This window comes from Pseudarthrobacter woesei (assembly GCF_055412745.1).
In genome coordinates this window covers 112,401-136,191 of the sequence record NZ_JBVAYU010000008.1, presented here as the reverse complement: position 1 = coordinate 136,191, position 23,791 = coordinate 112,401, and the positions used below count along the sequence as shown (strand labels likewise).

At 65.8% G+C, this 23,791-nt stretch carries 27 protein-coding genes and 1 pseudogene; 10 read left to right on the top strand and 18 right to left on the bottom strand.

Annotated features, from left to right (window positions below):
- Positions 1 to 74 precede the first annotated feature (74 nt).
- Positions 75 to 2,141, top strand: a complete 2,067-nt coding sequence (locus ACZYZE_RS13120; protein ID WP_463908098.1) for a S9 family peptidase — start codon at positions 75 to 77, stop codon at positions 2,139 to 2,141.
- A gap of 19 nt (positions 2,142 to 2,160) precedes the next feature.
- Here ACZYZE_RS13120 and ACZYZE_RS13115 read toward each other — a convergent pair whose 3' ends face one another.
- Positions 2,161 to 2,832: a peptide deformylase gene (locus ACZYZE_RS13115; protein WP_459319060.1), complete on the bottom strand. Its 672-nt coding sequence runs from the start codon at positions 2,830 to 2,832 to the stop codon at positions 2,161 to 2,163.
- Between the two features lie 9 nt (positions 2,833 to 2,841).
- Complete coding sequence (locus tag ACZYZE_RS13110; RefSeq protein WP_459319059.1) at positions 2,842 to 3,711, bottom strand: hypothetical protein; 870 nt, start codon at positions 3,709 to 3,711, stop codon at positions 2,842 to 2,844.
- A gap of 195 nt (positions 3,712 to 3,906) precedes the next feature.
- Here ACZYZE_RS13110 and ACZYZE_RS13105 point away from each other — a divergent pair, with 195 nt between their 5' ends.
- Positions 3,907 to 4,308, top strand: coding sequence for a nuclear transport factor 2 family protein (locus tag ACZYZE_RS13105; RefSeq protein WP_459319058.1), 402 nt, complete (start codon positions 3,907 to 3,909; stop codon positions 4,306 to 4,308).
- 16 nt (positions 4,309 to 4,324) lie between these two features.
- Here ACZYZE_RS13105 and ACZYZE_RS13100 read toward each other — a convergent pair whose 3' ends face one another.
- The 9 genes and pseudogenes from ACZYZE_RS13100 to ACZYZE_RS13060 all read right to left on the bottom strand — a co-directional run bounded on the left by ACZYZE_RS13100 (position 4,325) and on the right by ACZYZE_RS13060 (position 9,698).
- Positions 4,325 to 5,479 carry an FAD-dependent oxidoreductase gene (locus tag ACZYZE_RS13100; protein WP_459319057.1) on the bottom strand — a complete coding sequence of 385 codons (1,155 nt, stop codon included), beginning with the start codon at positions 5,477 to 5,479 and terminating at the stop codon, positions 4,325 to 4,327.
- The gene (locus tag ACZYZE_RS13095) at positions 5,472 to 6,185 is read right to left on the bottom strand and encodes a class I SAM-dependent methyltransferase (RefSeq protein WP_463908095.1); all 714 of its coding nucleotides are present in this window, start codon (positions 6,183 to 6,185) and stop codon (positions 5,472 to 5,474) included. The genes ACZYZE_RS13100 and ACZYZE_RS13095 overlap by 8 nt, the downstream gene beginning before the upstream one ends.
- A 12-nt stretch (positions 6,186 to 6,197) precedes the next feature.
- On the bottom strand, positions 6,198 to 7,439 hold the full coding sequence (locus tag ACZYZE_RS13090; RefSeq protein ID WP_459319055.1) for a type III polyketide synthase: 1,242 nt from the start codon (positions 7,437 to 7,439) through the stop codon (positions 6,198 to 6,200).
- Positions 7,440 to 8,030: 591 nt separating this feature from the next.
- Positions 8,031 to 8,201, bottom strand: a complete 171-nt coding sequence (locus ACZYZE_RS13085; protein WP_459319054.1) for a hypothetical protein — start codon at positions 8,199 to 8,201, stop codon at positions 8,031 to 8,033.
- A gap of 203 nt (positions 8,202 to 8,404) precedes the next feature.
- Positions 8,405 to 8,533, bottom strand: a pseudogene (locus tag ACZYZE_RS13080) (DUF4180 domain-containing protein); the annotation flags it as partial.
- A gap of 45 nt (positions 8,534 to 8,578) precedes the next feature.
- Positions 8,579 to 8,803: a hypothetical protein gene (locus tag ACZYZE_RS13075; RefSeq protein ID WP_463908093.1), complete on the bottom strand. Its 225-nt coding sequence runs from the start codon at positions 8,801 to 8,803 to the stop codon at positions 8,579 to 8,581.
- Positions 8,800 to 8,985, bottom strand: coding sequence for a hypothetical protein (locus ACZYZE_RS13070; protein ID WP_459319052.1), 186 nt, complete (start codon positions 8,983 to 8,985; stop codon positions 8,800 to 8,802). The genes ACZYZE_RS13075 and ACZYZE_RS13070 overlap by 4 nt, the downstream gene beginning before the upstream one ends.
- Entirely contained in the window at positions 8,982 to 9,143 is a 162-nt protein-coding gene (locus ACZYZE_RS13065; protein ID WP_459319051.1) for a hypothetical protein, read from the bottom strand. The genes ACZYZE_RS13070 and ACZYZE_RS13065 overlap by 4 nt, the downstream gene beginning before the upstream one ends.
- Before the next feature lie 78 nt (positions 9,144 to 9,221).
- Positions 9,222 to 9,698, bottom strand: a complete 477-nt coding sequence (locus tag ACZYZE_RS13060; RefSeq protein ID WP_459319050.1) for a VOC family protein — start codon at positions 9,696 to 9,698, stop codon at positions 9,222 to 9,224.
- Between the two features lie 257 nt (positions 9,699 to 9,955).
- Between ACZYZE_RS13060 and ACZYZE_RS13055 the strand changes: the two genes are divergently transcribed.
- Together ACZYZE_RS13055 and ACZYZE_RS13050 are read left to right on the top strand one after the other, a co-directional pair.
- Positions 9,956 to 10,411 (top strand): DUF3054 domain-containing protein, encoded by a 456-nt coding sequence (locus tag ACZYZE_RS13055; RefSeq protein WP_463908090.1) that lies wholly within the window; start codon positions 9,956 to 9,958, stop codon positions 10,409 to 10,411.
- Between the two features lie 86 nt (positions 10,412 to 10,497).
- Positions 10,498 to 10,779 (top strand): Lrp/AsnC family transcriptional regulator, encoded by a 282-nt coding sequence (locus tag ACZYZE_RS13050; protein WP_459319048.1) that lies wholly within the window; start codon positions 10,498 to 10,500, stop codon positions 10,777 to 10,779.
- Positions 10,780 to 10,835: 56 nt separating this feature from the next.
- Here the strand turns inward: ACZYZE_RS13050 and trpD are convergent, their stop codons facing one another.
- Positions 10,836 to 11,894, bottom strand: coding sequence for an anthranilate phosphoribosyltransferase (gene trpD, locus ACZYZE_RS13045; protein ID WP_463908087.1), 1,059 nt, complete (start codon positions 11,892 to 11,894; stop codon positions 10,836 to 10,838).
- A gap of 112 nt (positions 11,895 to 12,006) precedes the next feature.
- Here trpD and ctaE point away from each other — a divergent pair, with 112 nt between their 5' ends.
- From ctaE to qcrB, 4 genes are all read left to right on the top strand, one after another.
- On the top strand, positions 12,007 to 12,681 hold the full coding sequence (gene ctaE / locus ACZYZE_RS13040; protein WP_459319046.1) for an aa3-type cytochrome oxidase subunit III: 675 nt from the start codon (positions 12,007 to 12,009) through the stop codon (positions 12,679 to 12,681).
- Positions 12,682 to 12,768: 87 nt separating this feature from the next.
- Positions 12,769 to 13,557: a cytochrome bc1 complex diheme cytochrome c subunit gene (gene qcrC / locus ACZYZE_RS13035; protein WP_459319045.1), complete on the top strand. Its 789-nt coding sequence runs from the start codon at positions 12,769 to 12,771 to the stop codon at positions 13,555 to 13,557.
- A gap of 103 nt (positions 13,558 to 13,660) precedes the next feature.
- Positions 13,661 to 14,731, top strand: a complete 1,071-nt coding sequence (gene qcrA / locus ACZYZE_RS13030; protein ID WP_459319044.1) for a cytochrome bc1 complex Rieske iron-sulfur subunit — start codon at positions 13,661 to 13,663, stop codon at positions 14,729 to 14,731.
- Entirely contained in the window at positions 14,709 to 16,388 is a 1,680-nt protein-coding gene (gene qcrB, locus ACZYZE_RS13025; RefSeq protein WP_459319043.1) for a cytochrome bc1 complex cytochrome b subunit, read from the top strand. The genes qcrA and qcrB overlap by 23 nt, the downstream gene beginning before the upstream one ends.
- Positions 16,389 to 16,519: 131 nt before the next feature.
- Here the strand turns inward: qcrB and ACZYZE_RS13020 are convergent, their stop codons facing one another.
- The gene (locus ACZYZE_RS13020; protein ID WP_459319042.1) at positions 16,520 to 17,308 is read right to left on the bottom strand and encodes a GntR family transcriptional regulator; all 789 of its coding nucleotides are present in this window, start codon (positions 17,306 to 17,308) and stop codon (positions 16,520 to 16,522) included.
- A 165-nt stretch (positions 17,309 to 17,473) separates the two neighbouring features.
- Here ACZYZE_RS13020 and ACZYZE_RS13015 point away from each other — a divergent pair, with 165 nt between their 5' ends.
- A complete protein-coding gene (locus ACZYZE_RS13015) occupies positions 17,474 to 17,767 on the top strand; it encodes an HPr family phosphocarrier protein (protein WP_463908084.1) in 294 nt (97 codons plus the stop codon).
- A gap of 112 nt (positions 17,768 to 17,879) precedes the next feature.
- Here ACZYZE_RS13015 and ACZYZE_RS13010 read toward each other — a convergent pair whose 3' ends face one another.
- The 5 genes from ACZYZE_RS13010 to ACZYZE_RS12990 all read right to left on the bottom strand — a co-directional run bounded on the left by ACZYZE_RS13010 (position 17,880) and on the right by ACZYZE_RS12990 (position 23,079).
- Positions 17,880 to 18,281 (bottom strand): cytochrome c oxidase subunit 4, encoded by a 402-nt coding sequence (locus tag ACZYZE_RS13010; RefSeq protein WP_459319040.1) that lies wholly within the window; start codon positions 18,279 to 18,281, stop codon positions 17,880 to 17,882.
- Positions 18,278 to 20,002 (bottom strand): aa3-type cytochrome oxidase subunit I, encoded by a 1,725-nt coding sequence (gene ctaD, locus ACZYZE_RS13005; protein WP_463908083.1) that lies wholly within the window; start codon positions 20,000 to 20,002, stop codon positions 18,278 to 18,280. The genes ACZYZE_RS13010 and ctaD overlap by 4 nt, the downstream gene beginning before the upstream one ends.
- 10 nt (positions 20,003 to 20,012) lie before the next feature.
- On the bottom strand, positions 20,013 to 20,885 hold the full coding sequence (ctaC, locus tag ACZYZE_RS13000; protein ID WP_459319038.1) for an aa3-type cytochrome oxidase subunit II: 873 nt from the start codon (positions 20,883 to 20,885) through the stop codon (positions 20,013 to 20,015).
- Between the two features lie 199 nt (positions 20,886 to 21,084).
- Positions 21,085 to 21,474, bottom strand: coding sequence for a HesB/IscA family protein (locus ACZYZE_RS12995; protein ID WP_459319037.1), 390 nt, complete (start codon positions 21,472 to 21,474; stop codon positions 21,085 to 21,087).
- 174 nt (positions 21,475 to 21,648) lie between these two features.
- The gene (locus ACZYZE_RS12990; RefSeq protein WP_463908081.1) at positions 21,649 to 23,079 is read right to left on the bottom strand and encodes a dipeptidase; all 1,431 of its coding nucleotides are present in this window, start codon (positions 23,077 to 23,079) and stop codon (positions 21,649 to 21,651) included.
- Positions 23,080 to 23,185: 106 nt separating this feature from the next.
- Here ACZYZE_RS12990 and ACZYZE_RS12985 point away from each other — a divergent pair, with 106 nt between their 5' ends.
- Complete coding sequence (locus ACZYZE_RS12985; protein ID WP_463908080.1) at positions 23,186 to 23,785, top strand: DUF3043 domain-containing protein; 600 nt, start codon at positions 23,186 to 23,188, stop codon at positions 23,783 to 23,785.
- Positions 23,786 to 23,791 lie beyond the last annotated feature (6 nt).

Genomic DNA, 23,791 nt, shown 5'->3' with positions numbered 1-23,791 from the left:
CGAGCGGCCGCGGGGGCCAGTCCGCGGACGTGAGCTATTTCACTGCCGGGGAAACTGGGGCTAGGCTCGCACACGTGAAATCCGAACATCTGCCGTTGCTGAATTCCGTGTCCACTCCCGCCATGCATCCGGACGGTTCCCGGGCCGTTGTGTCCGTGACCCGCCCCGATTTCGACGCCGACGCCTATGTGGGCCAGCTATGGAATGTTCCGCTGGACCCGGACAGCAGACCGCGCCGCCTGACGCGGGGATTCCGGGACACAGCGCCGGACTTCTCGCCGGATGGGCTGGTACTCGCTTTCCTGCGCGCAGCCGCCGGCGGCAAACCCCAGCTTTATGTCGTCGAGGCAGCCGGCGGCGAGCCGCAGCCGGTGTCCCACGCCCCGCTGGGGGTTTCAGCGTTCGCGTGGTCACCGGGCTCGCGCAGCATTGTATTCAGCGCCCGGACTCCGGAGGAGGGACGGTACGGCACTATCGACGGAGTCTCCGCCGGCGCCGAGAACGCCCGGTTGATCACGGACTACCAGTACCGGATGAACGGCGTCGGCTACACCGCAGACAAGCCGCTTCAGCTCTTCCTCGTGGAGATTCCGGACCTCGACGCGGAACCGAAGGTCGCGCCGAGGGGCAGGGCGCTCAAGGCCCGCAGCGCCGCGGCCGCCGGCGAACCGGGGGACGCTGACAGCGCAGGCCTGCTGCCGGCCGCGACACAGCTGACAACCGCCGCGACGGACCACAACGGCGCCAGCTTCAGCACGGACGGGCGGAGAATCTACTTCACCGCCGCGCTGCACGAGGGCAGGGACTCGGATCTGGCCAGCGGCGTCTACAGCATCCCGGTGGGGCACGATGCCGGGGCGGGGGAGCCCCGGCCGGTCTCCCCGCCAAACACCGGCCGGCAGAGCGTCAACGCGGTGCGCCAGTCCCGCGACGGACAGTGGCTGTACTTCCTTGCCCAGGAGCTCGGCGAGTCCGGCCAGGACTTCGTCGCACGAAACACCGCCCTGTATGTAATGCCGGCCGCGGGCGGGGATGCCATGCTGCTGAGCGACGTCGAAAGCATGGACCTGAGCGCACCCGGCCTGATCGGGCTGCACGGACCGGACGGCGTCCTGCTGCTGAACACGGCGCAAGGAACGGTGGAGCTTCATGAGTTCGGCGCCACCGGGAACCATGCCGTGCTCGTAAACGGAGACCGCGTGGTCACCGGTGCCGCCGCAGGTGGCGGGTCGCTGGTGCTCAGCTTCAGTGATGCTGCGACAGCCGGGGACGTGGCCGTACTCGACGGCGGCGGGCCGCGCCCGCTGACTGATTTCTCCGCGCCGCTGCGCTCCGTGGCCGGGGTCATCGAGCCAGAGGAGCTGACCTTCCCCTCCGCTGACGGCTATCCCGTCCATGGCTGGCTCGTGAAGCCGGCAGGCAGGGGCCCGCATCCGGTCCTGCTGAACATCCATGGCGGCCCGTTTGCGCAGTTCACCGGGGCACTCTTCGACGAAGCGCAGGTTTATGCCGGGGCGGGCTACGCGGTGCTGATGTGCAATCCGCGCGGATCGGCCGGCTACGGCCAGGCACACGGGCGGGCGATCAAGCAGCAGATGGGCACCCTGGACCTGCAGGACGTCCTCGCGTTCCTGGACGGCGCCCTCGGGAAATTCGCCGAGCTCGACGCCGGCGCCATGGGCATCATGGGCGGCTCCTACGGCGGCTACCTCACAGCCTGGACCATCAGCCACGACCACCGCTTCCAGGCGGCCATCGTGGAGCGCGGATTCCTGGATCCCGTAAGTTTCACCGGTTCCTCTGACATCGGCTGGTTCTTCGGCGGCGAATACACCGGCCGGTCTGCGGAACAGATCCAGGCCCAGAGCCCCATGTCGCGGGTGGATCAGGTGCGCACCCCCGCCCTGGTCATCCACAGCGAGGAGGACCTGCGTTGCCCGGTGGAGCAGGGCCAGCGGTACTTCACTGCGCTCAAGCAGCAGGGTGTGGAGGCCGCGTTCCTCGTCTTCCCGGGCGAAAACCATGAGCTGTCACGGTCCGGAACCCCGCACCACCGGATGCAGCGCTTCGACCAAATCCTGCAGTGGTGGGCCCGCTATCTCCCGACGGCGGCGAATCCGGCGCCTGCCCCGCAGGCCTGAGACGCGGGCTGCTCGGCTGCTACACACCCGGGGCGTCGGGCAGGAACCCCAGTTCTTGCCGGGCATGGTTGATGTCCGGCTGGGCCCAGCGGGCGGAGTACTCGGCGTTGTTGCTGATGGAGCGCAGCTCGGCCCGGTCCAGGTAGAGGATCCCGTGCAGGTGGTCCGTCTCGTGCTGGACGATCCGCGCCTGCCAGCCGGTGAAGTCGCGCCGGGTCCGGGTTCCGTCGGCGGCGGTGTAGTCGAGCCGGACGGACTCGGGCCGGGACACGGCCGCCTGCAGGCCGTTCAGGGACAGGCATCCTTCGTAGAACGCCGCAGTCGAGCCGCCCAGAGGCTGGTAGCCGGGGTTCAGCATCGCGAAGAACGCGAGCGGTGACCTGCCCCGAACGGCCGCGACATCGGCGTCGACGTCGAACTGGTCCTCCAGGACGGCAAGCTGCAGCGGAATGCCAAGCTGCGGGGCGGCCAGGCCAACGCCCGGCGCCTTATGCATCACGCTGCGCATCAGGTCGATCAGCTGCCCCAGTTCCGCGCCGCTCAACTGGCCGGAGAACGGAGCGGCGATGCGCCGGAGGACCGGATGGCCGGCCTGGACAATCGGCGGAAGCACCCCGGCCGTGAGAATCTGCTGGACGGTTTCGTGGATCCGGGCGGCGCTGAAGTCCGTGGGCCTGGCGTCTGATGACATGGCATCAGACTACGGGCGTCCGCAGGCCGCGGTGACAAACTCGTAAATGCGTCCCCGTAACAGTGCGCCCGCGTCGACCTTCAGGATGCCTTCCCTCCCGCCGACATGCACCCGGAGCGGCAGTAGCGTCCCGACCTTGTCCTCAGCAACGGAATGCGGGTCGCAGCGCGCCGGCCGGATCCCCAGCCGCAGTTCCTGGCTTGCCCCGCCCGCCCCCAACGAAACGGAGCGCGGCCACGGGGCAGCCGGATCTTCTTCCAGCAGGGTGGTGCCGTCGATCCGGTCGATCGTCAGTGTGCCGGTCGAGCCCGGGTTCACGGCGCCGGGCGTGCTCCGGGGCGCAAGGATGAGACGCACGACGGCGCTCTGCGCGTCGGCGGAAACCTCGAGTTCCGGTTCCAGCCGGATTGCGGCGACGGCGGCTGCCGCCTGTGCCAGGCACATTTCCGCGTTGTTCCGGGTGAGCACACCGTAGGGGTCGGCGGCGGGCAGGGTCATGGCGGGTTCCGTTCCCGGGGCCGCCGCCATACGGAGGGTCACCGTTATGCCCTCCGGCGATTGGGCTGTCCGGGTTCCGCACTCCGGCGCGGCGAGCTGCGCCGGGACGATCTTGGTCTGGCCGGGCGGGAGGTCGATTCCGCCCGCCGGAGGCTGCCAGGCGATGGTGTCGGCGAAGAGTACGCTGCGCAGCTCCGCTCCCAGTACCGTGAGTGGACCGGGTGTGTTGTTGGTGAGCTGGATAGCGACTATCTGCTTGCCGTAGTTGTCACGGAGCTGGTTGATCTCCGCGCTGACGGCGGCAACTGCCGCTGTCGCCGGTGCCCCTGCGCTGCGGGTTCCGGAGCTTTCACCGGTCCCTGCGCTGCAGGAGGCCGTCACAGCAAGGAGAGCCAGGGCGGCGGCAGTTCTGAATGCCGCCGCCCTGACTGCTGTGGCTCTGACCGCTGGGGGACGGCGAACCGGGTGTCGTGCTATCCGCTGTCGGACGTTCTGGACGCAGCTGCCCATGCGGCCAGTGTATTCCCGGTGCTGGCCCTCCGGTGCGGTTCCGGGGCCATCGGCTAGTCTCGTTCCATGACTCCACAGACACCCCTGGACTGCGTGCTCGGCCTGCTGCGCGCCATCGAAGCGGGCGGCGGAGCGGAGATCGCTGCCTTCCTCGCCGATGACTTCATCCTGACCGAGGCTCCCCACCTGCTGGCCCCGCAAGGGTCAACTCGCAACCGCACTGAGGCCCTGGCGGGAGCGGATGCGGGAGGGCAGGTCGTTTCCGGGCAGCGCTTCGAGGTGCGGCGGACAAGCTGTGACGGCGGCCGCGTTGTGCTGGAGGCCGAGTGGTCCGCGACGCTGTTGATGGATCTTCCGCACTGGGACGCGGGCGATGAGATCCGGGCCAGGACCGCGTCGGTCTTTGAGGTGCGGGACGGCAGGATCGTCAGCCAGGACAGCTACGACTGCTACTACACGGCGGGCTGAGGCTGCCGGCCGTTGGTCACTGCATGGTGAACCGGCGGGCCGCGAATGCGTTGACGGCAGGAACCGCGGCGGCCGCCGCAATGGCGCGGTTTCGCACCCGCAGCGGCCCTCCCGCCAGGGGCCGGCCCAGCGCCATATTGATCTCGGACTGGCCTGCGGCCCTGGCAGCCGCGCGCCGCCGGCTCCCCTCGAAAGCCCGCAACTCGGCGCCCACAGCGGCCCCGTGCAGCCCGGCGCACACGAGCGGGGCCAGCGCGACGGCGTCGAGCAAGCCCAGATTCATGCCCTGGCCGCCGATGGGGCTGACCTCGTGCGCGGCGTCGCCGATCAGCACCGTGCGGCCGGTCACCATCTGCCGGACCAGCCGCGACCGGACACCGAAGCCGCTGAGCATGCTGTTACTGCCCGGGTCGACGTCGAGTCCCGTCCGTTCCCGGATACGCTCCGTCAGCCACCGCGCGTCCGCGCCGGATCCGTCCCCGCGGCCGCCGGGAGGGCTACCGTCCAGCCGGACCACCCAGCGGCGCAGCTTCCCGGGCAGGGGAAACGACTCCACGATGCCGCCGGGTGCCAGGAACAGCGCAGCGTCCGGACCAAAGCCGGTGCCATCGGCGAAGTCGCCCATCAGGTAGCTGTCCGGATAGTCCCTGGCCCGCACTGCCGTGCCCTGCAGGGTCCGAACCGCGGAGCGGACCCCGTCGGCGGCGATCACCAGAGCCGCCGAATACCGGACCGGACCAGCGGATGAACTGCCTTCCACCGTGACCCGTCCGCTGTCCTCACGCATGCCGGTGAACCTGACACCACGGTGCACGGCCCCGGGATCGAGCTCCCGGACGCATTGTTCGAGGACCGCCTCGGTTCGCGTCTGCGGGAGGGACAGGACGAACGGAAAGCTTTCCGACACACCGGCAAAAGCCATTTCGGCCAGCACGTCACCACCGCCGACGGCGACACCGCGTCGGATGGCGACGCCCTCGCCGACCAGTTCCTGGGCAACGCCGATCCGCTGCAGCGCCTCGAGCGCCGGCGGATGGATGCCGATGGCCCGGGAGTGCAGCTCACGCCCGGTGCGTTGTTCGAGCACCCGGACGCTCACTCCGCTCTGCAGCAGCAGGGCCGCCATGAACAGTCCCACCGGTCCGCCGCCGATGATCAGTACTTCAGTCACCGGGGGCGTCCGTATCGGTGCTCTTGTCGAGGATCAGCAGGTTCCGGTAGGGGGAGCTGCGGGCGACGATCCAGCCCGGGGGAGCGGCCGTCCGCAGCTCGGCCGCGGTGTAGCTGCGTCGGATCGAGGTGAGCCCGTCCTGCCGGATATAGGATCCGGTGAATGGCCAGGATGCCGCGAAAAACATCGCATAGGCAACCGGACTGCGCCGGAGGTCGTTGTGGATGATGCGGCCATGGCAGAGCGCCGCAGACTCGGCGAGGAACGCCGGCAGCTCGGCGGCAGCCAGATGGTGCAGCACATGGTTTGAGACGACGAAGTCATAGCTGCGGCCTTCGCGGGCGAGCTCGGACGACGTCGCCCGCCGGAAGACCACGTCTGTGGCGGAATTCCGCTTCGCGGCGAAGCGGCTGGCGCGCGCGTCCGGGTCGATGGCCGTGATCTCGAGCCGGAGTCCGTCCCTGGCAGCCCAGCGGGACAGCAGAACCGGCACGTCCCCGCCGCCGCAGCCGATGTCCAGCAAAGTGGTCGCGGCGCCGTCGCGGAGCCGCGGCCGCAGCTGGCTCAGGTAGATGCCCCGCCAGCCGGACACAGCCCGGTTGACCAGCCCGAACTGCGCATAGGTGCGTTCCAGCCGGACCGGATCGCAGCCGGGCCGGTCCATTTCCTCGACGGCGTCCGCCGCGCGTTCCCGCAGGAGTTCCACGTTCTGAGGTTCTTAGGCCAGCGCGGATTCCGGCTGGGCCGGGGCCTCCGCTGCAGGAACAGAGCCGGCGTCGATGTGTGCGGGGTCTCTTTGTACGGCGTCGGCGCCGCGCGGACTGCTGATTCTGGCAAACAGGGCCGTTTCCACGGTCAGTCCTGGCCCGAACGCCATGGAACAGATCCGTTCTTCCCCGCCATCGCCGCCTTCCGCGGGAGGCAGGTCCAGGATGTGCCGGAGGACGAAGAGGACGGTGGCGCTACTCATGTTCCCGAAGTTGCGGAGGGTTTCCCGAGCCGGGACCAACTGCTCGTCGCTCAGATCCAGCCTGGTCTGCACCTTGTCAAGGATGCTGCGCCCGCCGGGATGGATGGCCCAGTGCCGGATGTCGCGGTAGGGGAGTCCGCGGAGGGAGATTTCCCGGGAGAGCAAGGGTTCCAGTGCGCCGATAATGTGGTCATCGATGATGTGGGGGACGTAGTTGCCGAGGACCATCTCGAATCCTTCGTCACCGATATTCCACGCCATGGATTCCTCGCCGACCGGCGTGAGGACCGTCTCGAAGTGGTCCAGCCGCATGAGCGCCGGTTCATTCGGGACGTCCCGTGCCGTGATGACGGCCGCAGCGGCGCCGTCGGCGAACAGGGCCGATCCCATGATGGTGTCCGGATCGTTTGAGGTCCTGACATGGAGGGAGCAGAGTTCCGCGCAAACCACCAGCACGACGGCGTCCGGGTCCGCCTCGCAGAAGGACTTTGCGGCGCGCAATGCAGGGAACGCGGCGTAGCAGCCCATAAAGCCGAGGTGGTAGCGCTGCACAGCGGGGTTCAGGCCCAGGGCCCGGACAATTTTGTAGTCAGGTCCGGGGTTGAAGAATCCGGTGCAGGAGACCGTCACGAGGTGAGTTATGTCAAGTATATCGATTCCCGGGCAGGCATCCAGCGCCTTCCCGGCGGCTTCGATGAAGAGCTTCGTGGCCTCGGTAGCGAAGATATCATTGCGGACCTTCGTGCTGGGGCTGAGCAGCAGGCCCGTGCCGGAATCAAAGAACCGTGGATTCTCCGCCCGGCTGTCCCTGGTCAGTTCCTCGACGGCCGTGTAACGGGTGTCGATGGCAGCCGAGTCAAAGCAGGTGGCAACGAGGCGCGTTCCCAGCCTGGTGAGACCAGGTTGCGCCGCAAACACGTCCCGGGCTTCGGTTTGGATCAGGACAGTTGGCGGAACAGCAGTTTCCAGGGACCTCAGGTAGACCGTCATGGTTCATTCTCAGTGAGGCAGCCGATTAAGACAATGGATCGGGCGGCACAATGGCTGCGCCAAGTCGCGGGATGGCCCTGGCGAAACCCGGGGTTCGCGGCCCTTCCCGCCCGCTGTCCTAAAACGCCGATAATCAACATTATGTAAAGTTGAGAATATTTGGCTGGACCAGCCGTCTCATCACAATTAAGGCCCACAACTGCAACCCGGCTGGTCAAGGTCCTTTGCGAGTCAAGGTCCTTTGCTAGGCTGACCGGCCCGAAAGCATCATCGCGTGGAAACGATCCCCCTGCGATGCTGGACGGCTGGCGCAACAAGTCGCTCCCGCGCACCTCCAGTTCGCCAAGGCCTCGCCCGGCGGCGGCACGAATGCGATCATTGAATTGTCGCCGTGGGTCCCATACTCCATAGATCGGAGAGGATCATGCTTCAGGCCCTGCTGTGCAAGCTGAACATCCGCCATGAATGGCATGTCGAACACACCGAAGACGGCAGTCTATATAAGCGCTGCATACGTTGTGGCAGAGATGACGACCGCGGTGGTGGCGGGACCGGCGCCCCGGGTGCGTGGGCCGGGCCTGCAGGCATGGGCTAATCGCGTCCCGGAGAAACCATGGCCCGGCGCTGCGAGGAGTCGGCGAAGATGGCTGGCGCGTTGCGCTGTGTCTGCGCCCCGTTAACGAACAGGCGCCCCACCCCGGACTGGGCCCGGACGCCTTCCCGATTCGTGTCCTCGAAGGAGTCGCTGAAAGTCTTGTGCACCAACGGCTCCGGCTTCTGAGGTGCCAGTTCCGGCACGTACTGCCAGCCTCACTCCCCCGCTCCAGTTGCTCGTCGAAATGCTGGACCCCAATGATCGGGATACCGTCTTCACGGGTCTGTCGACGGGCGCGCCAGAGTTGGCGATGACTGCCTCGGGCTGCTGTATCCCGGCGACGCCGACGTTCTGGACGTCGCAGGATTTCACCTGCGCAGCCAGTCGAGAGGTCGAAGAAGTCCGCGCCTGGCCGGGACAGCGGAACTGCCAGGACATCGAGGTGCTCGAACCAGGCGTTTCCAAAGAGGTCCGAGACGTCCTCCCCCGTCGAGATGAAGGTCCTTGCGGAGCGAGCCGGCCGATGGCGAGGCCATGGACTTCTTCAGGCATGCCGGGACAATAGCAGGGCGTCCACGGTCGTCGTCGCGGCCTTCCCTGCAGCCAGGGTCACCACGAGGACAACGGTCGACGTCGGACGCGTCGCCCGGCGCTTGCTGGCGATCGGTACGCCGGTGCTGCTGCAGAAGTACCCCCGCGTTCTGGAGCTGGTATCCCGCGAGGCATGGCCCATGCGCAGACCATGGCCGAACCGCTCGCTGCTCCTCATGGCTTCGTCGCGCCACCGGCGGCGCCCGGCGGGACCTGTTCGTGCCGAAGGTAGCTCCGGGTGAAGCGGCCGTTCCCGGAGGTCAGGGCGCGGAACTCGATCGCGTAGCGCAGGAGCTCCTGGTCCCGAACTTCGGCACTGATTTCGGTCAGGCCTCCCCCGGGAGTGGTCGTTCCGGTCACGCCTGCCCGGCAGCCTGAAATGCCGTGTCCGAGGAGTCCACGCTGCGCGCCTTGCCGCCGCGGAGTGTTACCCGTGGCGGCAGGGCGGCAGGGCGTCGGATCCCGGCCGCGCCGCGTCCGGCAACCTTGGCCGGGACCCTGGGGTCCTTCGTAGGCACGAGTATCTCCAGGCGTTGGCTGTATTACAAGACGCCGGGCCCGTCACGAATAGTCGGGGAGCCCCATCCAGTCCCGGCTTAGCGGCCGTCGTAGGCGTTCTGCAGCGCGGCGATATCGAGCTTCCGCATCCCCAGCATCGCCTGCATGGCCCGCTGGGTGCCGGCGGGATCGGGGCCGCCGATCAGCTGGCCCAGCACGGAAGGAACGACCTGCCACGACACGCCGTACTTGTCCTTCAGCCAGCCGCATTGGCTCTCTGATCCGCCGTCAGTCAACTCCGACCAGTAACGGTCCACTTCCTCCTGCGAGGAACAGTCGATCACAAAGGAAACGGACTCGTTGAAAGTGAACGCCGGTCCCCCGTTCAGCGCCGTGAAGGTCCTGCCGCCAATTTCAAAGCGGACGCTGATGGCCTGGCCGGCCGGCCCGGGACCGCCCTCGCCGTAGCGGGAGACGTCCAGTACCCCGGATCCGCCAAAGACGGACACATAGAATCCGGCAGCTTCCTCCGCCTGATTGTCGAACCACAGGCAGGTGGTGATCTTTTCGGCCATTGCACACCGTCTTCCGTTCGGCCCGTGCCGCAAGGCGGTAGCCGGCGGCGATCCGGGGTTTGAGGCCGAGCCTAGTCCCGTGGGTTTACCGGCACAACGGCACGGCGCACGGTCCCGGCCCATGGCCCTGTGAAGCGTGGGATACGACCGTCGTCGACGCCGCATTGCCGGCGTCGTTCTGGTTGGCATCGCCGCGGAAACCACGACGACGAACGCCGGATCCGCTGCGTCCGGCCAGCGCGGCTACGCTTGGAAGCATGCCTTCGTCTTCGCCGCCGCTCCCCCGGCCGTCCGCAACCGGATCCGGTTCCCTCAACGGGTCCACCCCGGTAGCCGGAAGGCGTGCAGTTATTCTGGCCGCCATAGCCGACGCGGTGCTGATCCTCACCTTTGCGGCGATCGGCCGGGACGCCCACCAGCGCGGCGAGATCATCGCGGGAGTCCTCTCGACCGCGTGGCCGTTCCTCGCAGGGGCGGCGGTGGCCTGGTTCTCCCTGCGCGTCTGGCGCGCACCGCTCGCGCCCTGGCCGGCCGGCGTCGCCGTCTGGCTCGGGACGGTGACCGTCGGTATGCTGCTGCGCGCCGCCACCGGGCAGACGGTAGTCCTGCCCTTCGTGATCGTGGCCCTGCTTGCGGTGGGTCTCTTCCTGCTCGGGTACCGCCTTCTGGCCGCCGGAGTGCGGCGGTTCAGGACACGCCTCGTGAAGGCCTGATGCACTAGGCTTGCAAGGACACGGCCGGGCCCGCAGGGGCAAGCAGCCGGCCGGCAACGGCGCAACAGATCCGGAAAGGTTCACACGTGGTCACCGCTTTTGTCCTGATTAAGACAGACGCTTCCCGCATCCCCGAGACGGCGGAAGAAATCTCCGCGATCCAGGGCATCAGCGAGGTCTATTCCGTCACCGGTGAATGGGATCTCATCGCCATTGCCAGGGTTGCCAAGCACGAGGACCTCGCGGACGTCATCGCCGACAAGCTCTCCAAGGTCCCCGCCGTGGTGCACACAACCACCCACATCGCCTTCCGCGCCTACTCGCAGCACGACCTCGACGCCGCCTTCGCCCTCGGCTTCGAGCAGTAGGGCGCTAGGCAGCAGGGCTCTGCACCGGACCAGATCGCACCTTCGCTGCGGTCGCGTCAGCTGCGGGACAGCGCGACCCACCGGTCCAGCACAGCCGCTGCCGCACCCGATTCGATGGACTCTTCGGCGCGCTTCATCGCGGCGGCCATACGCTCGACCAGCAGGCCAGTCGCGTCCAGGTCGAAAGCCACCAGTCCGGCGGCGGCATTGAGCAGTGCGGCATCGCGCGCCGGGCCGTGCCCGCCGGCAAGGACCGACCGCACGACGGCGGCATTGGCCTCGGCGTCCCCGCCGCGAAGCTCCTCCAGCGTCGCCTGGCGGATCCCCAGTTCGCGGGGATCAAAACCCTCTTCCGTGACCACACCGTTCCGGATTTCCCAGACGCGGGAAGGCCCGGTTGTGGTCAGCTCATCCAGTCCGTCATTGCCGCGGAACACCAGTCCGCGGCTTCCGCGTTTGGCCAGCACACCCGCCACCAGCGGGGCCATCCGCTCGTTGGCGACACCCACCGCCGAGGCCTGGACGTTGGCAGGGTTGGTCATGGGGCCGAGGAAGTTGAAGGCAGTCGGCACCCCCAGCTCGCGGCGGGCGACGGCGGCGTGACGCATGGAGGGATGGAACACCTGGGCGAAGCAGAAAGTGATGCCGGCTTCCTCTGCGTTGAGGGCAACGCGAGGAATCGGCAGGTCCAGCCGAACGCCGAGGGCTTCGAGGACGTCGGCGGAGCCGGAGGTGGAAGATGCCGCACGGTTGCCGTGCTTAACCACCTTCGCGCCTGCGCCTGCGGAGATAAGGGCGGCCATTGTGGAGATGTTGACGGTGTTCTGCTGGTCTCCGCCGGTGCCGACGATGTCCAGCTTCTCGCCGGCGATATCTATGGGGCTCGCGTTGCTGATCATCGCCTCGACCAGGCCGGCCAGCTCATCCACCGTCTCCCCTTTGGAGCGCAGCGCCACCAGGAATCCGGCCACCTGCGCGGGGGTGGCCTCCCCGGACATGATCGAGTTCATCGCCCACTCCGTATTGCCGGTAGTAAGGTCCGTACCGCCGATGAGTGCGTTGATGAGCCGCGGCCAGGTGTTGCCTGCCGCCTGTGCAGATGCCTGAGAAGTCACCTCCTGATGCTATCGAGGTGCGCCTCGCTATGACCAATATGAACGGGTCCGGGAACTTTTCCGCGCGAATTCGCGTCTTTGTAGAAAAAGTCCTCCGAAAACGCGGTTTGCGTTGGGCAGGACGAACTTTTATAGACATAATGTCTATGTGACATCTGCGACCCATGCCCCCAGTACCCCGGCGCACCCGACGCTGAATCGCCCGAACATGGTTTCTGTTGGAACCGTAGTCTGGCTATCCAGTGAGTTGATGTTCTTCGCCGGTCTCTTCGCCATGTACTTCACACTCCGTTCCACTTCGGGACAGATGTGGGCCGAGGAGACAGCCAAGCTCAACTTCCCCTTTGCGCTCGTCAACACGATCGTCCTCGTGGCAAGTTCGTTTACTTGCCAGATGGGCGTCTTCGCCGCCGAGCGGCTTCAGCCGCGTCGAAGCGGCGGCCCCCTCAGCTTCACCCGCTGGGGAATGAACGAATGGTTCACCGTGACGTTCATCATGGGAGCCGTCTTCGTGGCCGGCCAGGCGACCGAGTACGCGATGCTCGTTTCCGAGCACGTCTCGCTCTCCTCCAACGCCTACGGCTCTGCGTTCTACATCACCACAGGCTTCCACGGCCTGCACGTTATCGGCGGCCTGGTTGCCTTCCTCCTCATCATCGGCCGCTCCTTCGCCGCGAAGAAGTTCGGCCACTTTGAAGCGACCTCCGCGATCGTCACCTCGTACTACTGGCACTTCGTCGACGTCGTGTGGATCGGCCTCTTCCTGGTCATCTACGTCCTCAAGTAGCCCAGACTTGACTCTTTTTCTACAAGAGGCAGAATTTCTAGAAGCGGCTCCCGGAGCCACCGCAGGATCGAAAAAAGGAACCACCACGTGAAGGCACTCTCGCAGAAGCGACGTCACCCACTGGCAGCAATTGCACTGCTGCTGATGGGCCTCCTGGTCACTGGTGGGCTGTACGCCGTTGCCACCACCGTCAACCAGGCCAAGGCCGCCACCACAAGCTTCACGGCAAGTGACGCGGAAGAAGGCGGCAAGCTTTTCGCCGCCAACTGCGCCACCTGCCACGGCATGGGCGCCAGCGGGTCCAAAGACGGACCCTCCCTGGTCGGAGTCGGTGCAGCTGCCGTTGACTTCCAGGTCGGCACCGGCCGTATGCCCATGCAGATGAACGGACCGCAGGCCTACAAGAAGCCGGCCCAGTTCAACGACGCCCAGACCCACCAGCTGTCCGCCTATGTTGCCTCGCTCGGCCCCGGCCCGTCCATCCCCGAGGAAGGTGTCCTCGACGAAAAGGGCGACGCCGCCGCGGGCGGCGAGCTGTTCCGCGTGAACTGCGCCATGTGCCACAATGCTGCCGCCGCCGGCGGTGCGCTGACCCGGGGCAAATTTGCTCCGGCCCTCGCGGACGTCTCCGGTAAGCACATCTACGAAGCCATGGTCACCGGCCCGCAGAACATGCCGGTCTTCAGCGACGCGAACGTTACCCCCGAAGGCAAGCGAGACATCATCACCTTCCTGAAGCAGATTGAAGCCAATGGGTCCCCCGGCGGCGCCGATCTCGGTGCGTTGGGACCGGTATCCGAAGGTCTGTTCGTCTGGATCGCAGGCCTGGGCGTCATCGTCGCCTTCACTATCTGGCTGACGTCCCGGACGTCCTAACCGGACCTGCACTACCTGTAAGAGTTTTTCTGCTGACCCGTCAGCAGTTTGAATTGAAAGCTAACCCGGCATTCGCCGGGACGAGAGAGGGATGAGGCGAATTATGGGCAACCATAGTGACGGCAGTCCGAACCACTCGGGCACCGTAGCTACGGCTGGTCAGAATGAGGTGGAGAAGTTCCAGGATCCTGGAATTCCCCCGCATCGTTTGCGCCTGGCTGACACGGACCCGAGGGCCGCAAAGCGAGCAGAACGGCAGGTAGCCCTACTTTTCGGGTCTTCGGTCGTTGGCACCCTGATATTTCTGGTGGCCTACTTTGCTATCGATCTGGGAGATGACTCCACGATCGCCACCATCCGGTTGCAGAACGCCCTGCTGGGCATCGGCACGGCCTTTGCCATGCTCGGCATCGGCACCGGCATCGTGCATTGGGCCAAGGCCCTTATGCCGGATCATGAAGTCTCGGAAGAGCGTCATCCGATCCGCACCGAGGAAGACCGCCTGGCCGCCGTGCGCATCGTCGACGACATCGTCGAGGAAACCGGCATCAAGCGCCGGCCGCTCATCCGCAACACCCTTCTGGGCGCCGTCGCGCTGGCTCCCCTGCCGGCCCTTGCCGTCTTCGGTGACCTGGGTCCCCGCCCGGACGACAAGCTGGCCCACACCATGTGGGCTCCGCAGGAGGGCAAGCTCAAGCGCCTGGCCCGCGATCCTGACGGAACCCCCATCAAGGCCGCGGACGTCACCATCGGCTCTGCCTTCCACGTTATTCCGGAAGGCCTTAATGAGTTGGTCGAAGGCAAACTGAACGAGAAGGCCAAAGCCGTCGTTCTGCTGATTCGTCTGAACCCCGAGTCCCTCAAGCCTTCCGCAGGCCGCGAAGACTGGAGCTACAACGGGATCGTTGCATACTCCAAGATCTGCACCCATGTTGGTTGCCCTGTCGCTCTTTACGAGCAGCAGACCCACCACCTGCTGTGCCCGTGCCACCAGTCAACCTTCGACCTGACCCAGGAATGCAAGGTTATCTTTGGCCCGGCCAGCCGGCCACTCCCGCAGCTGCCGATCGCAGTTGACTCCGAGGGCTACCTTGTCGCTACCAGCGACTTCAAAGAACCTGTTGGACCTAGCTATTGGGAGCGTGATGAGCATGAGCGCAACATCACCAGCTAATGCCCCCACCTTCGTCGCCAAGACCAAGGGCGGCCGCATCACTGACTTTGTTGACGAGCGCGTTGGCGGATCCGGTATCCTCCGTGAATTCGGCCGCAAGGTCTTCCCGGACCACTGGTCCTTTATGTTCGGTGAAGTGGCGTTGTATTCCTTCGTCATCCTGCTGCTCTCCGGCACGTTCCTGACCTTCTTCTTCGATCCGTCCATGGCGGAAACGCACTACACGGGCTCCTACACGCCGCTGAAGAACGTCGAAATGTCGGTGGCCTACAGCTCCTCGCTGGATATCTCCTTCGATGTCCGCGGTGGTCTGTTCATGCGCCAGGTCCACCATTGGTCCGCGCTGCTCTTCGTGGCTTCGGTGTCCGTGCACATGCTGCGCGTGTTCTTCACCGGAGCCTTCCGCAAGCCCCGCGAAATGAACTGGGTGGTGGGCGGCGTCCTGCTCATCCTGTCGATGGCCGCGGGCTTCACCGGCTACTCACTCCCCGATGACCTGCTCTCCGGCAACGGCCTGCGCATCATTGACGGCGTCATCAAGTCCATCCCGGTGGTCGGCACATACATCTCGTTCTTCCTCTTCGGCGGCGAATTCCCCGGCACCGTCATCATCGGCCGCCTGTACATGCTCCACATCCTGCTGGTGCCGGCGCTCATCCTCCTGATGATCGTGATGCACCTGTTCATGGTTGTCGTGCACAAGCACACCCAGTACCCCGGTCCGGGACGCAACGACGGCAACGTCGTCGGCTACCCCCTCGGACCGGTCTACGCGGCGAAGGCCGGCGGCTTCTTCTTCATCGTCTTCGGCGTCGTCGCCCTCATGGCGGGCTTCTTCACCATCAACCCGATCTGGAACTACGGCCCCTATGACCCCTCCCCCGTATCGGCAGGCACTCAGCCTGACTGGTACATCGGTTTCGTTGACGGCGCACTGCGCCTGATGCCGGGCGTCATCGGGAGCTTCCCCCTCGAGTATGTGATCTTCGGCCAGGTGCTGACCCTGAACGTGCTGCTGCCGGCCCTTGTGCCTGCGGGAATCATCTTCACCGTCCTCTTCACTTACCCGTGGATCGAACGCTGGATCACCAAGGACAACCGCGAGCACCATGTCCTGGACCGCCCGCGTAACGCCCCGACCCGTACCGCCATCGGTATGGCCGGCTTCGTCTGGTACTGCGTCATGTGGGCAGCGGCCGGCTCGGACCTCATCGCCACACACTTCCACGTGTCGCTGAACGACGTGACCTATTGGCTCCGCGCACTGTTCTTCATTGGCCCGGTCATCGCCTTCATCGTGACGAAGCGCGTGGCCCTGGCCCTGCAGCGCAAGGACCGCGAAATTGCGCTCCACGGACGCGAAACAGGCCGCATTGTGCGCCTGCCGCATGGTGAGTTCATCGAAGTTCACGCCCCGCTGGACGAGTACAAGCGCTACAAGCTGGTCGGCTTCGAGTCCCCCTCGCCGCTCCCGGCCGAACCGAACGCTCACGGCGTCGTCGACAAGAAGGAGAAGCGCCGCGCCAAGCTCTCCCAGTTGTTCTTCGAGGACCGTGTTGCACCCGCAACGCCGGCTGAGCTTGAGGCGGCCCATGGCCACCACGGCGGCCACGAGGCTATCGGGACTGAAGAGTCCCGGAAGACCCTCAGCCACTAGCTCCAAGGCAAAGCAGAAAGGCCCGGCCCACCAGGACCGGGCCTTTCTGCGTACCCGCCGCGAACCGCAACGCGGGGTCACTTCGGGCCCATCCCGCTGAGGATCATGGGCTTGAAGTGACCCCGCGTTGCTTACTGGCGGTAGCCCGAGGTGTAATTGCGGGTCGGGCGGACACCCGGACGCTGCAGCGGCACCCACAGCTTGTACCGGTCGGCCCGGTAGTAGGAGACCGAGTAGTCGACCATCGCCCTGGCCACAAAGGCGTGGCGCTGGATCTTCAGCAGCGGGGAACCCACCTCGACGTTGAGCAGCCGGGCGGTGGACGGCGAGGCGGCCGTTGCCTCGATCATGTCCTCACCCCACTCCATGACGAGCCCGTAGCGTTCGCTCAGCACGTTGTAGAGCGAGGTGGGCGGTTCGCCGTCGAGCAATCCTGGCACCCTGTGGGCCGGGATGAAGTTTTCGTCGACGCTCATGGGCTCATTGTCGGCCAGCAGCAGGCGCCGGAACCGCACAAGCGGCGTCCCCTCCTCCAGCTGCAGCTCGCGGGCCAGGAAGGCGCTGGCGCCAATTTGTTCGAAACTGAGGACCTTTGCCGCCGGGACCATGCCGCGGCGCTGCATTTCCTCGCTGTACGAGGTCAGCTTGACCTGAAGGTCGAGCTTGGGTTTGCGGACGAACGTGCCCAGACCCACTACGCGCTCGATGACCTCCTCGCCCACGAGGGCGTCGATGGCCTGGCGGACCGTCATCCGGGCCAGTCCGAAGCGTTCGGCCAGATCCCGCTCGGACGGCAGCGCCGAACCCGGCGGGCAGGCGCTCACAATGTGGGTCCGGAGGATTTCACGCAGCTGGACATAGATGGGAGTGCCGCTTTGCCGGTCGATTTCGCCGGCCATTGTTGACGCGTTAGAACCCATGGCCCCGCCTGGTGCATTCGTTCATGCATTAAGCGTAGGCCAATCCGGGGACAGGTCTAGACCACTCCCGGCCCGGTTCGCCCGGAACCTCGCCCCCGGCTAGGCTTTATAGGCACGTGCGGAATACGTCCGTGCAAACGAAGCTTGCAGAACAAGGGAGTCCCGTTGCCGGTACGCAAGGCAATCGTCACGGCGGCCATCGGCCTCCATGCACGGCCGGCCGCCGTGTTTGTCCGGGCCGTCACCGAAACCGGGCTTCCGGTCACCATCAGCAGGGACGGCAACCCCGGTGTGGACGCGCGGTCCCTGCTTGAGGTCATGACCGAGGACTTCACCTGCGGCTGCGAGGTGGAGCTCGCCGTCGCGGCGGACGCAATCCCCGCCAGCTATAGCCTCCGGGACGTCGAGAACGCCCTGGAGGGCCTGCGTACGCTGCTGGAGTCGGCCCGGCCCCGATAACGGCCGCCCGGAGCCTGCCAAACGCGGTTCCCCCACTCAACGCGAACGACGGCGGGCCCCACCTTTGTGGTGGGGCCCGCCGTCGTTATGCCGTAAGAGCACCGACAGGTGCCTAGTGCGCGTGGTCTCCGCGGCTGTATTCGTAGACCCAGCCGACCAAACCGACGAGTGCAAGACCTGCTGCAATGTAGACAATCCAGAATCCAACAGCCATGCCGAGGAATCCGCCGGCGCAGGCCAGGCCGAGGACCAGCGGCCACCAGCTCCAGGGACTGAAGTGACCCTGTTCACCGGCGCCTTCGTGGATCTCGGCGTCGCTGCGGTCCTCGGGACGCATCCCAACACGTTTTCCGGTGAAGGCGAGGTAGGCGCCGACCATGCCCGAGAGCCCGCCGAGCAGCAGCACGCCGAGGGCTCCAACCCATTCCGTCCAGTTGGTCAGGAATCCGTAGATGACCGCGACCGGGACGAAGAAGAATGCTCCGTAACCAAAAATCCTTGATTCGATCTTCACTGGGCGGTGTCCTTCTGGTCGGCGTTACCGAGCGCTGCTGCTGCCGGGGCAGGAGAGTCGACGGTGTATGACTGGGAAAGCTCGGGGTGGTGAAGGTCCAGGGCAGGACGTTCCGAGCGGATCCGCGGCAGCGAGGTGAAGTTGTGGCGCGGGGGCGGGCACGAGGTTGCCCATTCGAGGGAGGCCCCGAAGCCCCAGGGATCATCCACCGTGACTCGTTCGTTGCTGCGCCAGGTGATGTAGACGTTCCAGAAGAACGGGATCAGCGAGGCGCCGAGCAGGAAGGACGCGTAGGTGGAGAACTGGTTCATCCAGGTGAAGTTGTCCTGCGGCATGTAGTCCGCGTACCGGCGGGGCATACCCTCGACGCCGAGCCAGTGCTGGATCAGGAAGGTGCCGTGGAAGCCCAGGAACAGCATCCAGAAGTGGATCTTGCCGAGGCGCTCGTTGAGCATCTTTCCCGTCCACTTCGGCCACCAGAAGTAGAAGCCGGCGAACATGGCGAACACCACGGTGCCGAACACCACGTAATGGAAGTGGGCAACGACGAAGTAGGAGTCCGAGACGTGGAAGTCCAGCGGCGGGGAGGCCAGGATGATGCCGGTGAGTCCGCCGAAGAGGAACGTCGCGAGGAAGCCGATGCTCCACAGCATGGGGGTTTCGAACGTGATGGATCCCCGCCACATGGTGCCGATCCAGTTGAAGAACTTCACCCCGGTCGGAACGGCGATCAGCATGGTCATAAAGGAGAAGAACGGCAGCAGGACCGAGCCGGTGACGTACATGTGGTGGGCCCACACGGTCACGGACAGTGCCGCGATGGATATCGTTGCGTAGACCAGGCCCTTGTAGCCGAAGATCGGCTTGCGGCTGAAGACCGGGAAGATCTCCGAGACGATGCCGAAGAACGGCAGGGCGATGATGTAGACCTCGGGGTGTCCGAAGAACCAGAACAGGTGCTGCCAGAGGACGGCACCGCCGTTCTCCGGGTCGAAGATATGGGCACCGAAGCGGCGGTCCGCGCCGAGGGCGAAGAGGGCGGCGGCCAGCGGCGGGAACGCCATCAGGACCAGGATGGACGTGACGAGGATGTTCCAGGTGAAGATCGGCATACGCCACATGGTCATGCCAGGGGCACGCATGCAGATGATCGTGGTGATGAAGTTGACCGCACCGAGGATGGTGCCGAAGCCGGTGAGCGCCAGGCCGAAGACCCAGAGGTCACCGCCCACGCCCGGGCTGAACGTCGTGTTGGACAGCGGCGCGTAGGCGAACCAGCCAAACGACGCCGCACCCTGCGGGGTGATGAAGCCGGACACGGCGATCGTCGAACCGAAGAGGAAGAACCAGAAGGCCAGTGCGTTCAGCCGCGGAAAGGCAACGTCCGGGGCCCCGATCTGGAGCGGCATGATGACGTTGGCGAAGCCGGCGAACAGCGGCGTCGCGAACATCAGCAGCATGACGGTGCCGTGCATCGTGAAGAGCTGGTTGTACTGCTCTTTGGTCTGCAGGATCTGCATGCCGGGCTCGAACAGTTCGGCGCGGATCAGCAGTGCCATGACTCCGCCGAAGCAGAAGAATACAAAGGACGCAATCAGGTACATGTACCCGATGGTCTTGTGGTCGGTCGAGGTGATCCAGTTGACGACGATGCGTCCCTTGGATTTCGGTACTACGGGAGCCTCAAGGATCCCGGTGGGCTGAGAATAGGTGGTTGCCACGTCGCTCCCCTTACTTGGTTTCGGTCGGGGCCGGGTTGCGGTCGTACTCTTCGCCGAGGAGTCCCGTGTTGCCGTCCTGGCGCAGCTTCTCCAGGTGGGCCTGGAACTCGGCGTCGGAAACGACCTTTACGCGGAACAGCATTTCGGAGTGGTACTCGCCACACAGTTCGGCGCATTTGCCGTCGTAGGTTCCCTCCTTGGTGGGGGTGAACCGGATGTAGTTGGTCTTTCCGGGGATCATGTCGCGCTTCTGCAGGAAGGCGGGGACCCAGAAGGAGTGGATGACGTCGCGGGCGTTCAGCTCGACGTCGACAGACTTGTTCACCGGGAGGTAGAGCGTGGGCAGCTTTTCCTTGTCCACGGCTTCACCGGTCAGGTGCGCCTGGACACCGGCTTCGTGGACGTCCTCGCGGATGACGTCGCCCTTTTTGTAGTTGAAGTCCCAGGACCACTGCTTGCCGCGTACGTCAACGACTACGTCGGCGGGCTGGGCGCGGTTATCGATCGCCTGCTGGTCTCGGTCGGTGAAGTAGAAGAACACCAGGACCATGAACAGCGGGATCGTGAGGTAAAAGACCTCGAGGGGCAGGTTGAAGCTGTTCTGCCGGGGGAAGCCTACGGTGCCCTTACGCCGCCGGTAGGCGACGATGCACCAGATCATCAGGCCCCAGGTAATGACGCCCACGGCCAGTGCGGCAATCCATGAGTTGACCCAGAGGTCCATGATGCGGTCAGTGTGGTTGGTGGTGCCACGTTCAGTGGGCAGCCACCCTTTCTGTACCTCTGGTGAACATCCAGTCAAAGCCAACGCGCCGGCGAGTGCCAAGCCAGTGATCGTAGTGATCTGTTTGCGTCGGCTGCCGGTTCGGTTCTGCGAACTCACAGACGGCCCTTCCTACTTGTTGCTGTCGCCCCGGCCGCTAAATGGCGGTCAGGGCACACGAAAAGTTTTACTACTCGGTGTAGAGCTTACCGCTCCCCGCGAGTTTTCGCCCACATGTCCGCGCCGTGCGTCGGGACCTATTTACTGCGCCCGCTCGTTGTGGTTCCTGCGGCATCAGGGCCGGGCCAATTGCCCGTCCTTAGTGGAAGGAATCGCCGCAGGCGCAGGAGCCACCGGCATTCGGATTGTCGATCGTGAAGCCCTGCTTGGAGATGGTGTCCTCGAAGTCGATGCTGGCCCCGCTGAGGTAGGGGACGCTCATCTTGTCGACCACAACTTCGACGCCGTCATAGTTCCGGACGGCGTCTCCGTCGAGGAGCCTCTCGTCGAAGTAGAGCTGGTAGATCAGGCCGGAGCAACCACCGGGCTGCACGGCGACGCGGAGGCGCAGATCGGTGCGGCCTTCCTGCTCGAGCAGGCTGCGGACCTTGCCGGCAGCGACGTCGGTCAGCTTGACCTCGTGCGCGGCCAGTTCCTCGCCCGCCGTGGCGGTGGTGTCGGCGCTGTTTTCATTGGTTGTAGTGCTCATGGCCTACCTTCTTACGACGGTGGTGGCGGCACCGTTCGCACGGTGCCCGCCTCTACTTAAACGGTTTGGGCTATAGCTACATGCTACGTCGGTCAGACGGGCAGCTCTAACTTCTGACGTAACCGTCCCGGCAGGCCGGATGTTCCCGGTAACCCGGCCGGCCGGAGAATCCGCCTAGGCCAGGCCGTCCTCGTTCAGCCGGGCCAGCAGAAGCGCTTCGGCAACGATTGCGTTCCTGAAGTCCCCCAGGTGCAGGGATTCGTTCGCGCTGTGAGCGCGGGAATCCGGATCCTCCACACCGGTCACCAGGATCTGCACGTCCGGGTAGAGCTCGGTGAGGTCCGCAATGAAGGGAATCGAGCCGCCAATTCCCATTTCGACGGCCGGTACGCCCCAGGCCTCGCCGAGGGCCCACATTGCGGCGCCCGCGGCCTTGGAGGACGTATCGGTGCTGAAGGCGTTGCCGCTCTCCCCCGGGGTGAAGACCACGTGGGCGCCGAAGGGGGCGTTGGCTTCCACATGCCGGCGCACGGCGTCCATGGCCTCGGCCGGATCCTGGCCGGGGGCGAGCCGCAGGCTGAATTTGGCGCGCGCCCGCGGGAGCAGGGTGTTGGAGGCGACATCCACGGCCGGGGCATCGAAGCCGATGATGGCCAACGCCGGTTTGGTCCACATGCGCGAGGCGATCGAGCCGGTGCCGGCCAGCCGGACGCCGTCGAGCACCGAAGCGTCGGCGCGGTACTCCTCTTCGGTCAGGTCCACCTCGACGTCGTCGCGGCTGACCAGCCCGGCAACCGCGACGCTGCCGTCGGCGTCGTGCAGGGTGGCGATCAGGCGGGACAGCAGCGTCGGGGCGTCCAATACAGGACCGCCGAACATACCGGAGTGGACGGCGTGGTCCAGGACCTTGACTTCAATGGTGCCGTCCACGAGGCCGCGCAGGCTTGTGGTGAGGGCAGGGATGCCAACCTTCCAGTTGGACGAGTCGGCGACGACGATCACATCGGAGCGCAGCAGTTCCTGATGGGTTTCCAGGAAGGAACGGAACGTCGGGGAACCGGCTTCCTCCTCACCTTCGAAGAAGAAGGTCACGCCAAGGCCGAGGTCATCGCCCAGCACCCGCGTCACGGCGGCGTAGGCCGCGATGTGGGCCATGATGCCAGCCTTGTCATCTGCCGCGCCGCGGCCGTAGAGCCGGCCGTCGCGTTCGACGGCGGTGAACGGCTCGGTCTCCCACAGCGCAAGGTCGCCCGTGGGCTGCACATCGTGGTGGGCGTAGAGGAGGATGGTCGGCTTGCCCCCGGTGGCCGGACGGCGGGCGACGACGGCGGGGCCGCCGGGCGTGCCGTCCTCCTTGTCGCAGCGCAGGATCCGGACGTCGTCGAAGCCGCCGGCGCGGACCAGTTCGGCGACGGCGTCGGCGCTGGCGTTCAGCGGGGCCGGGTCGAAGCTGGGCCAGGCGATGCCCGGGATGGCGACGAGGTTCTTCAGCTGGGTGATCGTGGTGTCGAACGATTCGCTGACGGCCTGGCGGAGGGCTTCGGCGTCGAAGTTTCCGATGTGGCCGGTGGAGGTTTGCGGGTTCGCCGCGGGTGATGAGGTCATGGCCAGAACACTACCCGTGCCGGGGATCACCACAAACAGCGCGGCGGCGGGTCCGCCGGCTTGTGGGCCGGGTCTCGCGCCCGCCGCCGCGGGGTATTCTGTAGGGGTGTTTGGACGAAAAAAGGAAGCGCCCTCGGCGCAGGACGTAGTTGACCAGCAGGCAGCCGAGGCTTCGGCCCGGGACGCCGCCATCGGCAAGGGCGCACCCACGCCCAAGCGCAGCGCTCAGGTGGCCGCCCGCAAGCGGCCCCTCGTGCCGGAGGACCGCAAGGCCTCCAAGGCCGCCGAGCGCGCCGCCGTCCAGGACCAGCGGGTCAAGATGCGGAAGGCCATGGACACCGGGGACGAGAAGTTCCTTCCGCTGCGGGACAAGGGCCCGCAGAAACGCTTTGCCCGCGACTACGTGGATGCCCGCTTCAGCCTCGGCGAATACCTCATGTTCGGTGCCCTGATCTTCGTCGTCGTCTCCCTGCTTGTGCCGGCCTCCAGCGACCAGATGATCTATGTGCTGGGCGGATTCTGGGTGATGTTCCTGGCCGTCTTCGTTGACGTCTTCATCCTGTCCCGGAAACTCAAGAAGCGCCTGGCCGAGAAGTTCAGTGAGGTCGAGCGGGGCACCGTCTGGTATGGCTCCATGCGCTCCCTGCAGTTCCGCCGCCTGCGCCTCCCCAAGCCCCAGGTCAAGCGCGGCGACTACCCCGCCTGATACTTC

Bases quoted from the DNA above. Each gene is read 5' to 3' on its own strand.
- ACZYZE_RS13115 (WP_459319060.1), bottom strand. From the start codon at position 2,832: ATGTCATCAGACGCCAGGCCCACGGACTTCAGCGCCGCCCGGATCCAC.
- ACZYZE_RS13105 (WP_459319058.1), top strand. From the start codon at position 3,907: ATGACTCCACAGACACCCCTGGACTGCGTGCTCGGCCTGCTGCGCGCC.
- ACZYZE_RS13090 (WP_459319055.1), bottom strand. From the start codon at position 7,439: ATGACGGTCTACCTGAGGTCCCTGGAAACTGCTGTTCCGCCAACTGTC.
- ACZYZE_RS13075 (WP_463908093.1), bottom strand. From the start codon at position 8,803: ATGAGGAGCAGCGAGCGGTTCGGCCATGGTCTGCGCATGGGCCATGCC.
- ACZYZE_RS13060 (WP_459319050.1), bottom strand. From the start codon at position 9,698: ATGGCCGAAAAGATCACCACCTGCCTGTGGTTCGACAATCAGGCGGAG.
- ACZYZE_RS13055 (WP_463908090.1), top strand. From the start codon at position 9,956: ATGCCTTCGTCTTCGCCGCCGCTCCCCCGGCCGTCCGCAACCGGATCC.
- qcrA (WP_459319044.1), top strand. From the start codon at position 13,661: ATGGGCAACCATAGTGACGGCAGTCCGAACCACTCGGGCACCGTAGCT.
- qcrB (WP_459319043.1), top strand. From the start codon at position 14,709: ATGAGCGCAACATCACCAGCTAATGCCCCCACCTTCGTCGCCAAGACC.
- ACZYZE_RS13020 (WP_459319042.1), bottom strand. From the start codon at position 17,308: ATGGGTTCTAACGCGTCAACAATGGCCGGCGAAATCGACCGGCAAAGC.
- ACZYZE_RS12995 (WP_459319037.1), bottom strand. From the start codon at position 21,474: ATGAGCACTACAACCAATGAAAACAGCGCCGACACCACCGCCACGGCG.
- ACZYZE_RS12990 (WP_463908081.1), bottom strand. From the start codon at position 23,079: ATGACCTCATCACCCGCGGCGAACCCGCAAACCTCCACCGGCCACATC.